Here is a 13535-nt window from a genome sequence, read left to right as displayed (position 1 = left end):
CCGCCGGACCATGCGGTTCCGTGCGGAGCATGTCAACGCATCTTTATGCCGTCATGACCCGCAGCAGACGACCCGCGTTGTTAATGACTTCTTAATCCACCCTGCTTAAGAGGACAGTAAGCCTTTATCGGCCACCCCGACCAGGAGCTTTCTGCGGGATATGTCGCCTTTGCCTGATATGCGTACCTTGCTGTCCCAGCTCACAAGCGGATCCACGTCCGACGAAAGCCCGCAGGAACTGCGGAACCTGCTGGCGTCGACGCTGGAAAGCCGCGAGCGCTGGCGATCCCTGCTATACCAGGCCGTCGACCTTATTTTCGAAACCGACACTCAGGGACGGATCATCCTGATCTCGCCGGATACATGGCTTGGTGGACCGACAACCCCGCTGATCGGACATCCATTCAGCACCTTTTGCGAAGGCGTCGACATCCTCCGCCCGCATGTTGGTACTCTCCTACAAATCATGACTCCGCAGGGAACCTCTCTGACTGCCATTCTCTCCGCCGCGCCCTTCAGCGATCATGAAGGCAGAGTCACCGGCGCACGCGGTACCCTCAAAGCGGTTTCCCCTTCAGCCTCAATCGAACTGGGTCCCCCCATCCCCGGATCACACCTGCCGGGCGTTCACCCGCTCCCGGATACAGACGGACTGTCCGTACTCGCAGAGGTTACGGCCGCCCTGCGCAAAGCAATCGTTCCCCGTCTGGCGTCAGCCACGGCCATGGAAGCCCTTGTGACCCCGCTCGGGGCTGAAGGAGCCCTTATCGACACGGGCAGTCCGAAAAGCCCTCTCTTCGTTTCGTCACCTCTCTCCCCTGACATCGAGAGCGTCCTCGCAACACATTTCGATCCCGGCATTAGCATGTTCATAGCCGGCAACTCCCATGTCCTGATCTGTCGGGAAAGCGTCCGCAGCCTTCAGCAGCTCTGTCTCGTCCTGTGGCGTCACGCCCCATGGTCGGTGCCAGAACGCCAACTCTGCCAAACAGCCTGCTCGCTCCTTGCGGGCTTCTGGGAACTGGATGGAATTCACCGTCGGATCCTCACCGATTCCGATTATGACATTTCATCCAATCTGCTGAACTGGAACGGGCTGAAAGCGGAAATCGAACGGCGTTGCCGCAGGCTGGATCAGGAAGCCATGGCCGCCACATTGATCCTTGCACGCGTCCCGGGCCTCACGGAACTGTCGAAAAGCCGCGGTTTTGAAGCCAGTGAACAGGCTCTCCGCCAGTGCGTGGCGCTTCTGCGCAAGGCCGTGCGTCCAACAGATGCGATCGGCCGCCTCAGCAATAATACGTTCGCTTTGTGGATGGATGGCGGAGACCGCTTCGCTGCGGCGGAACGTGCGGAACGGATGACCGCCCATGGCGTGCCCATCCTGATTGATCCCCCCGTCCACCTGCCGCTCCAGCTTGGACTGGTCTCGCGTGAGTCCAATGCCGACGAAACACCGGAGAGCCTGCTTGAACGGGGTCTTCAGGCCATGCAGGAAGGCCTGGCCGAAAACAGGAAATGGCGCTTCTCACATGAAGCGCCATAATCCCTTCTAAAAGCACGTGGCCTTCGTCAGGCCTTGATGAGCGTACCCGGCCCAGCCCGCGTAAACAGCTCCAAAAGGCAGCTATGCGGCACGCGGCCATCCAGAATGACCGCAGCCTTCGCGCCCTTCTGAACAGCTTCGAGACACGTCTCGACCTTGGGAATCATTCCCCCTGAAATCGACCCATCCGCAATACGACGACGAGCTTCTTCCGCGCTCAATTCCTCAATCAGCTTGCCATTTTCATCCAGAACACCCGGAACGTCCGTCAGCATCAGAAGACGCGATGCGTGAACGGCTCCCGCAATCGCACCTGCTGCCGTGTCCGCGTTGATGTTATAGGTCTCGCCATTCTCACCGACACCGACCGGCGCAATGACGGGAATCAGCCCTGCGCCAAGAAGAGCGTAAAGAACGCGCGGATCAATCTTTTCGGGCTGCCCCACAAACCCAAGGTCGATGACCTTCTCGATTTCGCTTCCGGGATCCCGTCTCGTCCGCGTCAGACGCCTCGCCTTGATCAGGCCACCATCCTTGCCTGACAGGCCGACAGCCAGCGCTCCGGCCCGGTTGATGAGTTCCGCAACCTGCTTGTTGACGCTGCCCGACAAGACCATCTCGATCACATCGACCATCGACTTGTCAGTTACACGCAGACCATCAATGAACTCGGAACGAATCTTGAGTCGGTCGAGCATGGCACTGATCTGCGGTCCGCCACCATGCACCACGATCGGATTGATGCCGACGAGCTTGAGCAGGGCAATGTCATAACCGAATGCATGCGCCAGCTTGCCCTCGCCCATGGCATGGCCACCATATTTGACGACGATGGTGTCGCCGGCATAGCGCCGCAGAAATGGCAGCGCACTGGACAGGATGGCTGCCTGCTGCTGGGCCTCTTCGGCATTCACGACGGGAGGCACCTCGGGCAGCTTGTCGCTGTGAGTGCTGTTGGGGGTTTTGCTGGTCATGATCCGGACTGTCCTTCCCCTGACGCCTGAAGTGGCACGGCAAAACGGGCGATTTCCGCCCGCAGATCCTCGATTCCAAAGCCGGTTTCACTGCTCGTAGCAATGATGCGCGGGTAGGCGGCGGCATGCTTGAGCGCCAGCGCCTCGACTTCCGCGATCTTCGCAGCCAGTGCCTTCGGCTTCACCTGATCGCACTTGGTCAGCACGATCTGGAACACCACGGCCGCGCGATCCAGCAACTCCATGACATCCTTGTCCGATGCCTTGAGCTCGATCCGCGCATCTAAAAGCAGAATAACTCGTTCCAGCGTGGTCCGACCGCGGAGATAGGCGAACATCATGTCCTGCCAGTCTTCCTTGACCGACTTCGCTGCCTTGGCGAACCCGTAGCCCGGCATGTCCACGAGAGACAGCCGGTCCGCCAGATTGAAGAAGTTGAGCTGCTTCGTCCGTCCCGGCTCAGACGAGGCCCGCGCCAGCGCGCGCCGTCCCGTCAGGGCATTGATGATACTGGACTTGCCGACATTGGAACGGCCCGCGAACGCCACTTCCGGCCGGCCCACAGGCGGAAGCTGGTCGATCTTCTGCGAGCCGAAGAAGAACTCACATTCCCCCGCGAACAGAAGTCGCCCGTCCTCGATCTGGGCCTCGGTCGGAGGACCCGGGATTTCTTTCATCATGTCTCTGCCAGACCTCAGGTCCGCGATACCGGAACGGGCAGACCCGTCCGGCGCTGGATGAAGATCTGCTGCGCAACCGTCAGCAGGTTGTTCCAAGTGTAATAGACCAGAAGACTGGCCGGGAAGCCGGACATGAAGAACACATAGACCAGCGGCATGAACTGCATCATCCGTGCCTGTGCCGGATCAAGGCTCGCCGTTGAACTGGTCTGGCGCTGCAACAGCCAGAACGTCAAGCCGAGCGCCGTACCCCAGATGCTAACATGCAGGAACGATGAATAATGCGTCGGATCGAATGGCAGCAGTCCGAACAGATTGAACACGTTCGTCGGGTCCGGCATCGACAGATCATGGATCCAGCCGAAGAACGGCGCATGGCGTGCATCGATACTGATGTTCAGGATCTTGTACAAGCAGAAGAAAATCGGCGCCTGGATCAGCATCGGCAGACAGCCGCTCGCCGGGCTCACCTTCTCCTCACGATACAGCGCCATGACCTTCTGGTTCATGGCCATCGGATCGTCCTTGTTCTTCTCCCGGATTTCCTTGACCTTCGGCGCCAGCAGACGCATGCGCGCCGAAGACTGCGCCGCCTTGGAGGCCAGCGGGAAAAGAACGATCTTGACGATCAGCGTCAGCGCCATCAGCGCGAGGCCGAAATTGCCGATATGCAGATACAGCCAGTGCAGAAGCGTCAGCAGCGGCCGGGTCAGGAAGCTGAACCAGCCGAAGTCGATCGCCTTGTCCAGGTCCGGAATACCGAGCTGTTTGCTGTAGCCCTGCAGCAGGCTGACAACCTTCGCACCCGCAAAGACGTGGCTCTTCGCAGTAATGGAGCCGTTCGGCATGATCTGCTGGGCGGTCTGTGCCGACATACCCACCTGATAGGACCCGGATGTGCTCCCCGGGACATAGGCAAAGCTCGCGGTAACGGGCGTTCCGTCAGCGGGCGCCACAGCCGTCAGCCAGAACTTGTCGCTAATGCCGTCCCACCCACTGGTGCCTGTGGAAGACCAGGAGACGTGATCCGGGTGGTCCGCCCCTTTACGCAGGTTCTTGTAGCTTTCGTCCTGCATCCGGCCACCAACGACGGCGATCGGACCTTCATGGGCGGTGAAGGCTCCTTCCGGCGCATCGTAATCACGCTGTACACGCTGGAAGGGCACAAGCGCCACAGGCTGGCCCGAATGGTTCTCCACCGCCTGGCTCACCGCGAACATGTAATGCGCGTCCAATCCGATCTGGATTGAGAACACCAGTCCCTCCCCGTTATCCCAGTGAAGGGTGACAGGATGATCCGGCGTCAGCGCCTCATCCGCACTTTCCCAAACGGTGTTCAGGTCCGGCACCCGTACGTTCGAGCCTGGCGCATTGGTCCAACCGACCGCGACAAAGGTCGGATGCGCGCTCCCAGCCTTGTCCAAAAGACGCACCAGCGGGCTGTCCTTGGCGAGCGTCTCACGATACTTCGTGAGAATCAGGTCATCCAGCACTGCACCTTGCAGGTTGAGAGACCCCTGAACGTCCGGCCCGGTAATGGAGATACGTCGTGCACTGACCGGCCCTGGCGCGGCCTCGGCCGCGGAAACAGGTGGGACAGGAGCGCTCTTCTGGACCTGTGCGGTCACATGAGTGTCGGGATGGGGATCATCCTGATGGGGTTTCGGCATGAAATAGTCGAAACCGATCAGGATAAGGGCCGAGAGAATGGTGGCCGCAATAATGCGCTTGATGTCCATCGGGCGGATGCCGGTCTTTCGTCTCACTGGATAGGGCTTGCGCCTCAAGTGGCCGAAAAGCGCGTTCAAAACAATAGGCGGCGCATGTTTTGCCGGGCTTTTTTAATGATGGTGTGGCTTCGGAGGCAGATCCGTTCCACCTTTGGCCCAGGGATGACAACGTGCGATCCGGCAAATAGCCAGCCATCCACCCCGGAAAGGACCATGCTCCCGGATCACTGTCAGCGCATAACTGCTGCACGTCGGATCAAAACGGCAGTTGGTGCCTATGAAGGGACTGATGAAAAGCTTGTAGGCGTCGATCAATGAAAGCATCAGGGCCGTGACAGCTTGCCTGATCATGGGCGCAATCATTTCGCGCGGACCGACTTTCCGGCAGGCTCTGCACGCGGATTATCGCCAGAGCTGACATCCCCCCCCTTGCGAAGGGCATGTCGCAGATCGTTTTTCAGAAGAGAAAAGTCCCGTCCCCGGGTTTTGTCACGCCCAATCAGGACGAAATCTCCAGACGGTATCCCGTCCTCCCGCGCGACAAGGCGCAGGGCTTCCCGAAGACGACGACGGGTACGGTTTCGAATGACGGAATTACCGACTTTCTTGGTAACCGTGAAACCAACGCGGGTCTCAGTCGCGTCGTCTAACAGGAGTTGCACAACCATTCCGGGAGTGGCGACCTTACGCCCCTTCCCGGCTACACGCAGAAACTGCGACCGCTTTTTCAGGCGGTGCGGCGTATGGGTCGTGCTGATGTTCCGCGAACTCAGGCGGAGAGCTTCTTACGGCCCTTGGCGCGACGGTTGGCAAGCACGCGGCGGCCGCCGACGGTCTCGCTACGCGTACGGAAACCGTGACGACGCTTGCGAACCAGCTTGGAGGGTTGATACGTGCGCTTCATGACGTTGATCCTTAAATAATCAGGCGGACGTCTCTGTTACTGGACATCCGCGTCGATCGGGCGCACGAAACGCCCGGTGATTGAGACCCGGGCTTGTAAGCACGCAGGCCACTCATGTCAATGCCAGACCTACAGGAAGTTCAGACAATGACCGAGTCCAGCAAAAGCGTGTCCTCAGACATCTCCACCCCGCAGACAGAGGATATCGCAACATTCAGGCATGATCTGCGCAATGCCCTGGCCCCCGCGCTGCTCTGTGCGGATATTCTAAAATCCCATAGCGATCCGGCAGTAAAAGAAAACGCCGCGACAATTGTCACGGCGCTGGAGAAAGCATTAAAACTTCTGAAAAAAGCTAGTTCTTCTCAATAAGTTCGATCTTGTAACCGTCCGGGTCCTCGACGAAAGCAATGATGATTGTGCCGAATTTCAGAGGACCCGCCTCGCGCGTCACCTTGCCGCCTCCCGCACGGACCGCCTCCACCAGAGCAGCAACATCGGGAACACCGATCGCAAAATGACCGAACCCGGTTCCGACGTCATAATCGCCTTCCTGGTCCCAGTTATACGTCAACTCGATTTCGGCCTGTCCATGCTCGTTATCGGCGAATCCGATAAAAACCAGCGTATAACGCCCTTCCCGCACTTCCTTCCGGCGCAGTTCTTTCATGCCGAGCAGTTTGTAGAATGCCAGACTCCGGTCGATATCCCGGATTCTGACCATCGTATGCAGAAACGTATTCATTTGCTATCCTTCAGATCTTCCGGCGTCAGCCCATACAAAAACAGTCCGTAGCGGTCGGCCAGCCTGACACAGCCCGCAGGGTCCGTCATGAGCGTTACTCCGGGCTGAAACGCCACACCTCTCAATCCGTTCCGGGCCGCATTCTCCAGCGTTTCGGGCCCGATCGTTGGCATGTCAGCACGCAGGTCCTGACCCGTTTTGGGCATTTTTACCAAAACGCCGCCACTTCCAGCCTGCATGAGGCGTCCACACCGTCCCAGCATTGCGTCCGTTCCTTCAAGCGCTTCAACAGCAAGAACAAGTCCGTTCTGGACGACGCATCCCTGACCAATATCGAGAACAGCCATGGCCTTGAGGACCTCAACGCCACGAATAATATCCCGCTGGGCCTGAGCATCAGGGAGCACCCGCCCCAGCGTTCCCGATCGTCCTGTTGCATGCTCAAGGAATTCATGCGCACCGCGAACATGAAATCCTTCTTCGCTCAGAACGCGGACAACGGCTCCCAGCAGACCATCATCACCGGAGAAAATGGCCCGACCCAGACGTGCCAGAATCCGTGCACCTTCGGCATCGGGACGCAGATCGCGCCATGCCGGGCGGCGGACAGGCCCGATCAGCACCAGTTCACGACATTGATGGCGTTTGAGAGCCCCGAGGATATCCCCCGCAGCCGCAAGACGGATGATCTCGTGCGGATAGGGCGCAAGCCGGGCGCTATCCGCAAAATCGCGAAAGCCGACCACAAAAACCTTCCGGCCTTTGGCGATAGCTGCGGCGGCGACCTGCGCGGGAAGAGGCCCCGAACCTGCCAGAATTCCAATGCAGCCCCGATCCCCCACTGTCAGGCGCCTTCGGTTTCGGACTGCCCTTCCTGACGCGCGACGCGGGTCAGGCCCCGCCGACTGGGCGCCTCCATGAAGTCCAGCATCTCCGCAATGCGCGGCAGATGACCATATTCCTCACGCACCGCCGCGATGCGACTTTCCAGCACGGTTTCGGTGGCGCCGTGACGGGGATAAAGTGTCCGGAACGCGCGACGCATGGCCTGCATTTCGTCCGGCCCCACCCCGGACCGTTTCAGCCCGATCCAGTTCAGGCCAACCAGACGGGCCCGGTTACCCAGCACGCTTCCATAGGGAATGACGTCCATTTCCACACCACAGACACCTCCGACCACGGCGCCACGCCCTATACGAACGAACTGATGGAGCGCGGCAGAGCCCATGATCTTGGCGTCGTCATCAATTTCAACATGGCCACCCATAACCACATTGTTCACGATGATGACGCGATTCCCCAGAACACAGTCATGGGCGACGTGGGAATTGGCCATAATCAGACAGTTTGCGCCAATCCGTGTCAGGGCGTGCCCCTGCGCGGTTCCACGATGGATCGTGACATTCTCACGGATGACCGTGTTGGCGCCGACTTCGCACAATGTCGGCTCGCCTGCATATTTCAGGTCCTGAGGTGCCAGACCAATTGTGACGAATGGATAGACTTCCACGCCTTCGCGCAGGGTCGTGTATCCATCCACCAGAACCGACGCATGCAGACAGACCCCGTCACCGATCGTGACGTTGGGGCCAACCAGACACCAGGGTCCGATGCGCACGTTCTCGCCGATGCGTGCACGCGGATCAACGATTGCGGTCGCGTGGATTTCGGCGGTTTCGGGGCGCTTGCCTGCCATCTGCATCAGAATCAACCCATAATCATCGCACTGAAAGTCGCCTCGGCGACAGCCACGCCATCAACGCGGGCAATACCCTTGAACTTCCAGACATTGGCGCGGGAGCGCTCTTTGTCCACATGGATCCGGAGCTGATCCCCCGGACCGACCGGCCGACGGAACTTCGCATTCTCGATCGTCATGAAATAGACGAGCTTCCCTTCAAAGGCGGCCCCAAGGGTCATGACGACCAGCGTAGCTGCGGTCTGAGCCATGGCCTCGACGATCAATACACCCGGCATGACAGGATGAGACGGGAAATGGCCCTGGAAAAAAGGCTCGTTGACCGTGACGTTCTTGATACCGATGGCTGACTGGCCGGCATGGATCTCGACCATCTTGTCGATCAGCAGGAACGGATAACGATGCGGGATCGACTGCATGATCTTCAGGATGTCGATGCTCTCCGGAACCTGATGGCCGTCAGCGGCAGCAGGAGTCATCTGTTCAGCTGAAGCGTCCACTCGGTCCATCGTTTCACCATGCCCTTCAAGCGGTGTTGTAAATCAGTCAGGCTGCGTTCTGGCAGCGCGGAAGGCTTCCCTTAGCAAACCTAGGGCCGAGTTACCATCCGCGCCGCCGGAGCGCCAGTCGCCAGTACTAGTCGGCGCTTTTGCGGGAGAGCCTGCGCAGGGTCGCAACGTTCCGGAAAAACTCACGGAACGGCATGGCGGGACTGCCGATGACATCGGCTCCAGCATCTACATCCGACATCACGCCGCACTGAGCACCAATCCGGGCTTTTGCGCCGATTTTGATATGACCGATAAGTCCAGCCTGCGCGGCAATCGTAACAAAATCGCCGAGTTCGGTAGAGCCCGAAATACCCGCCTGCGAGACCACAATGCAACAACGCCCAAGACGCGCATTATGCCCGATCTGCACAAGATTATCGATACGGGTCCCGGCTCCGATCAGGGTATCGCGCATCGATCCACGATCAATTGTGGAATTGGCACCGATTTCAACACCATCCTCCAGCACGACAAGACCAAGCTGGGGCACGGTTTCGAACCCATCGGGGCCAACCGCAAACCCGAAGCCATCCTGACCAATGCGAACACCCGGGTAAAGGGTGACCCGTTCGCCGATGCGCGCATGGGAAATCGCAGCATGCGCACCGATCCGGCACCGGGCACCAATTTCCACGCTCTGCCCGATACTGACATGACTGCCGATCACACTGTCCCGACCGATCCGAACCCCGTTGCCGATCACCGCAAAAGGACCGATTTCGACGTTTTCGCCGATTTCCGCATCGTCGGCGATGCAGGCCGTCGAATGGTGCAGCCCGGTTGAGGTCGGTGCCGGGTGAAACAGCGTCGCGACCCGGGCCCAGGCGAGATAGGGCGTTTTACAAACCAGCCCCGCAGTATCGGGAGGTAGCTTATCAGAAAAAGCGGGAGAGAGAATGACAGCGCCTGCCCGGGTTTCCGCCAGAAGCGGAAGATAACGGCGGTTATCGAGAAAGCTGACCTCGTCAGGCCCCGCAACATGCAGAGGGGCGACGCCCCGAAATTCGGAAAGCCCCTTCCCCGATGCGGCGACGACGATTGTGCTATCCGACACTTCCGCCAGTCGCTCAAGCCCGAAAGGCCCTGAACGCTGGAAGAAACGGCTGTCGCCGGGCCGGCTTTCCGTTACGGAGACGTCAGACATGATCTGTCACCTCAGTGATGCTGGCGAAGAACGGACTCACCTGGCGCCGAAGCGGTCGGCTCCTGCTGGGGAGCTTGCACCTGTCGCTGCTCATCAGCCGTCGTCGGCATCTTGCCGGAGCGGGCAAGCTGCTCCGGATCGACACCATCATCAGGAATAAAAACATGCGGCAGCGTCTTGTTAAGCTGAGCGCCGACTTCCTCGGTGATGTCCTGACCGCCCACATGAAGCACAACCTGCTCCGCATGAAGGATGAGGTTCATGTTGTGAGCGGCTGCAACTGCGGCAATAATGCCGCTGGGCTCCTCCAGCTCACGCTCGATCTGATGCATGGCAACCTGCGCTGCTTCCTGGATGACACGGGCCTGATTGCCGAAATCATGCTGGTCCTTGGCGCGCCGCTCCTGAAGGTGACGCTCACGCAACTGGATCTGGTCGGACGTCAGTGTGCGTGCCTGCGCCTGCAACTTCTGCTGCTCGCCACGCCATGCCGCTTCCTCGCGCTGCACAGCCTGCGCCAGACGATCGCGACGCGCCCCCAGCACCTGCTGGATCTCCTGCCAGGCACTGGAAATCTGCATGACGGCCTGAACATTGATCACCCCGATCACAGCCGCCGGCGGAGGAGCCGCTTTCGCAATGGTCGGAGGAGCCGGGATCGGCGGGAGCGGTAAAACCGGAGGAGCCTGCTGCTGTTCGGCAGGAGCGGACTCCTCATCTTCCTCAGGTGCGGAAACCGGAATACGACGCTGCACCGGACGCGCGGCCGGCGCCTCCGGGTGGGCAGCCTTGGGAACAAACCAGCCACCGTTGCCGCCTGCCGCCTGGGCATGAGCGCCAGGCGCGGAGGCAAGAATCGTCGCAGCCAGAAGCGCTCCGGCCGAAACCGGGCGCATCAGGGAAATGAAGGTCATGACCACCTCTTGAGAAGGGGTTGAAGAACAGGACGGCAAGGTGTCGCGCAGCTCAGAACTGCTGGCCAAAACCGAAACGCAGCGGATAAAGACGATCACCATGTTCCTTGCGGATGGGGATCGCACCGTCGATATTGACAAGACCAAACGGGCTCTTCCACGACACACCAAGGCCGCCAGAAACACGCGGAATCAGATTATCGCCGGTGATCGGGGTGTAGTTGTCGCCATCATTCGTACGGTTCGTGTACAAATGCTTGACGCGCACGCCAGCAAGGCTACCAGCATCGATAAAGCCACGACCGGAAACTCCGAGGTCGTCACCCATTGGCAGCGGAAAGTTGAGCTGAGCAGAGGCCGTGTACATGAACCGGCCACCCAGAAGATCTTCCTGACCCTGAGCAGGGATATAAACGCCGTTGATCTTGAGATGGCCCGAACGCGGCCCGACACCACCCTGAAGGAAGCCACGCAGATTTTCACCACCGAGATAGAAGTTATCGATGATGTTGCGTTTGCCGCTGGAGCTCCAGTCTCCCATGTAACCGACACCACCCTTGAACTGGAAGGTCCAGTCATGGTTCCCGGTCAGGTCATCCAGCGGCAGGTAATAAGCACCATCCGCCTTCACACGAGCGTATTTTGAGTTTCCACCCAGACCCGCGAAGTCACCGCCGACCTTGAACATATAGCCGCTATGCGGATTGCTCCGACGGTCACGGCGATCATACGTTACAGATGTGCTGAGCTGCGATAGCAGCGACCATCCAGCGGACTGCTGAACATAAATGGAAGGAACCCACTGGATCAGGCTAGGATCTTCTGCGACAGCGGAAGCGTCGTAGAAGTTACCAACCTGACGATCAACGAGGGTGTAGTTCCAGGACTGTGACAGATATCGGTTATAGGCATAACCCAGTCGCAGGCTCATGCCGTACTGGGACTCTTTATAACTCTGATACGTCTGATAGTTGTTCTGGATGAAATAGAAGTCCGCACCGGCCACAAGGTTCCGGTTCAGGAAATAGGGATCGGTAACTGAGATATCGGCCTGCTTTTCATAATAGGCAACCGTACCGGAGATACCGGCATCCACGCCCGTTCCGAGCAGGTTATGCTGCTTGATCGACGCATTACCGAGGATACCGACGTCTGTGGAATAACCGCCGCCAAGGGAGAATTCTCCCGTCGGCTTCTCAACCACATTCGCAGAAACGTTCACTCGGTCTGGCGCAGACCCCTGCGTCTGGTCCACCGACACGGAACTGAAATATCCAAGATCCTGCAGACCAAGCTTGGAATATTTACGATCGAACGGGGTGTACGGGTCCCCTTCCGCCATGGGCAGGTTGCGACGGATCACATCGTCATGGGTGATGGTGTTGCCGTTGATGTCGATCCGCTCGACATACACATGCGGCCCTTCCGTCACGTCAAACAGCAGATTGACGAGATGCTTTTCAGGGTTACGGGCAATTTCCGAACGCACCATGGCGAAGGGATGGCCAGTCGCCTGAAGCCATTCCTGCATGTTCTTGGTATTGTTCTGGATTGCCGTACCATCATACCACTGATGGGGAAACAGCTCGATATGGGAACGGAGCATGTCCTGCGTGACGTGCCGAACGCTGGAACGCGTCTCCATCTTCCCCAGACGGTAGCGATCGCCCTCGTGAATAGTGAAGGTAATGTAAAAAGACTTATGGTCAGGCGCGAGCTCGCCAGTCGCATCGACCATATGGAAGTCGACAAATCCATTATGCAGATAGAAACGGCGCAGCAGTTCGGCGTCATACTTCACGCGTTCGGGATTGTACTCATCCGAAGAAGAGAAGAACCGGTACCAGATCGTTTCCTTGGAAGATATGACCTGCGCAAGACGGGCTTCGCTGAAGGCGTGATTGCCGACAAACACGATCTTCTTGATGAGTGTCTGCTGCGCTTCATTGATATTGAAGACCACATCCACACGATTATGGGAAAGCTTGACGATCTGCGGCGTGACCGTCGCGCCGAAACGCGCCTTGCCGGCATACTGGTTCAGGATCTTCTGGCGATCGGCAGCTGTCGTCTGCGAAGAGAAGACGGCACGTGGCCGCAGGCTGATCTCTTTGCGCAGGTCCTCGTCCTTCAGGGCATGATTGCCTTCGAAAACAATGCGGTTGACGATCGGATTCTCAACGAGATCCACAAGAAGCGTATTGCCGTCACGATGCAGCGTCACATCCTTGAAGAGCCCCGTCGCGTACAAGGTCTTCAGCGAGCGGTCGAGATCGTCCTGATTGAACGTATCCCCCGGCTGCGCCACCATGTAGGACAGCACCGTGCTCGTCTCGATACGGGTGTTCCCCTTGACCGAGATGGCCTGAATGATATTGCCGCCCGATGCTGAAGCTCCTGCCGGCGCCTGATGACGAACAGAGCGCGCTTGGGCTGCGCCGAAGGTGGCCGGCAGCAGACAGGCTGATGCAAGAAGCATCAGACGCATGTTCGAAGACCGGGAACCTCTTGACCGTGATCCTGACAAACCGGCTTTCCTTGTAACATATTTTTCGCAGGCGACTGACACGTCATGCCACTGGCCGGGGTATCCGATAACCCCTGCACCGCGCAAGATGCCCTTACGTATTCGACTGTATCACAAGTCT

15 protein-coding genes are annotated in these 13535 nt (G+C 58.8%); 2 read left to right on the top strand and 13 right to left on the bottom strand.

Translation table 11 applies throughout. The features are described 5' to 3' along the window. Positions 1-160 precede the first annotated feature (160 nt). Positions 161-1546 (top strand): sensor domain-containing diguanylate cyclase, encoded by a 1386-nt coding sequence (locus GKA01_RS01190; protein WP_146858379.1) that lies wholly within the window; start codon positions 161-163, stop codon positions 1544-1546. 26 nt (positions 1547-1572) lie between these two features. Here the strand turns inward: GKA01_RS01190 and argB are convergent, their stop codons facing one another. The 6 genes from argB to rpmH form a co-directional block, all read right to left on the bottom strand. Next, a complete protein-coding gene (gene argB / locus GKA01_RS01185; RefSeq protein ID WP_146858376.1) occupies positions 1573-2520 on the bottom strand; it encodes an acetylglutamate kinase in 948 nt (315 codons plus the stop codon). Then, a complete protein-coding gene (gene yihA / locus GKA01_RS01180) occupies positions 2517-3197 on the bottom strand; it encodes a ribosome biogenesis GTP-binding protein YihA/YsxC (RefSeq protein ID WP_146858623.1) in 681 nt (226 codons plus the stop codon). Before yihA ends, argB begins: the two co-directional genes overlap by 4 nt. 17 nt (positions 3198-3214) lie before the next feature. Further along, the gene (gene yidC, locus GKA01_RS01175) at positions 3215-4939 is read right to left on the bottom strand and encodes a membrane protein insertase YidC (RefSeq protein WP_146858621.1); all 1725 of its coding nucleotides are present in this window, start codon (positions 4937-4939) and stop codon (positions 3215-3217) included. A gap of 102 nt (positions 4940-5041) precedes the next feature. Continuing rightward, positions 5042-5281, bottom strand: a complete 240-nt coding sequence (yidD, locus tag GKA01_RS01170; protein ID WP_228119714.1) for a membrane protein insertion efficiency factor YidD — start codon at positions 5279-5281, stop codon at positions 5042-5044. Positions 5282-5289: 8 nt separating this feature from the next. Next, positions 5290-5688: a ribonuclease P protein component gene (gene rnpA / locus GKA01_RS01165; protein ID WP_167506297.1), complete on the bottom strand. Its 399-nt coding sequence runs from the start codon at positions 5686-5688 to the stop codon at positions 5290-5292. A gap of 11 nt (positions 5689-5699) precedes the next feature. Then, the gene (gene rpmH, locus GKA01_RS01160) at positions 5700-5834 is read right to left on the bottom strand and encodes a 50S ribosomal protein L34 (protein ID WP_062110587.1); all 135 of its coding nucleotides are present in this window, start codon (positions 5832-5834) and stop codon (positions 5700-5702) included. Positions 5835-5981: 147 nt separating this feature from the next. On the opposite strand from rpmH, the gene GKA01_RS01155 reads away from it, so the two are divergent. After that, positions 5982-6206: a hypothetical protein gene (locus tag GKA01_RS01155; protein WP_228119715.1), complete on the top strand. Its 225-nt coding sequence runs from the start codon at positions 5982-5984 to the stop codon at positions 6204-6206. Here the strand turns inward: GKA01_RS01155 and gloA are convergent. From gloA to bamA, 7 genes are all read right to left on the bottom strand, one after another. After that, complete coding sequence (gene gloA, locus GKA01_RS01150) at positions 6190-6579, bottom strand: lactoylglutathione lyase (protein WP_146858370.1); 390 nt, start codon at positions 6577-6579, stop codon at positions 6190-6192. The genes GKA01_RS01155 and gloA overlap by 17 nt on opposite strands. Then, entirely contained in the window at positions 6576-7421 is an 846-nt protein-coding gene (locus GKA01_RS01145) for an LpxI family protein (protein WP_146858367.1), read from the bottom strand. The genes gloA and GKA01_RS01145 overlap by 4 nt, the downstream gene beginning before the upstream one ends. 2 nt (positions 7422-7423) lie before the next feature. After that, positions 7424-8281: an acyl-ACP--UDP-N-acetylglucosamine O-acyltransferase gene (lpxA, locus tag GKA01_RS01140; protein ID WP_146858365.1), complete on the bottom strand. Its 858-nt coding sequence runs from the start codon at positions 8279-8281 to the stop codon at positions 7424-7426. Positions 8282-8286: 5 nt separating this feature from the next. Continuing rightward, complete coding sequence (gene fabZ, locus GKA01_RS01135; protein WP_371859237.1) at positions 8287-8757, bottom strand: 3-hydroxyacyl-ACP dehydratase FabZ; 471 nt, start codon at positions 8755-8757, stop codon at positions 8287-8289. 157 nt (positions 8758-8914) lie between these two features. After that, a complete protein-coding gene (gene lpxD, locus GKA01_RS01130; RefSeq protein ID WP_146858361.1) occupies positions 8915-9973 on the bottom strand; it encodes a UDP-3-O-(3-hydroxymyristoyl)glucosamine N-acyltransferase in 1059 nt (352 codons plus the stop codon). An 11-nt stretch (positions 9974-9984) separates the two neighbouring features. Then, positions 9985-10887 carry an OmpH family outer membrane protein gene (locus GKA01_RS01125; RefSeq protein ID WP_194265771.1) on the bottom strand — a complete coding sequence of 301 codons (903 nt, stop codon included), beginning with the start codon at positions 10885-10887 and terminating at the stop codon, positions 9985-9987. A 52-nt stretch (positions 10888-10939) separates the two neighbouring features. Then, positions 10940-13375, bottom strand: coding sequence for an outer membrane protein assembly factor BamA (gene bamA / locus GKA01_RS01120; protein ID WP_146858359.1), 2436 nt, complete (start codon positions 13373-13375; stop codon positions 10940-10942). Between the last annotated feature and the right edge of the window lie 160 nt (positions 13376-13535).

Source organism: Gluconobacter kanchanaburiensis NBRC 103587, from assembly GCF_007988905.1.
GTDB classification, from domain to species: Bacteria; Pseudomonadota; Alphaproteobacteria; order Acetobacterales; family Acetobacteraceae; genus Gluconobacter; species Gluconobacter kanchanaburiensis.
This window is presented reverse-complemented; position numbering and strand designations above follow the sequence as displayed.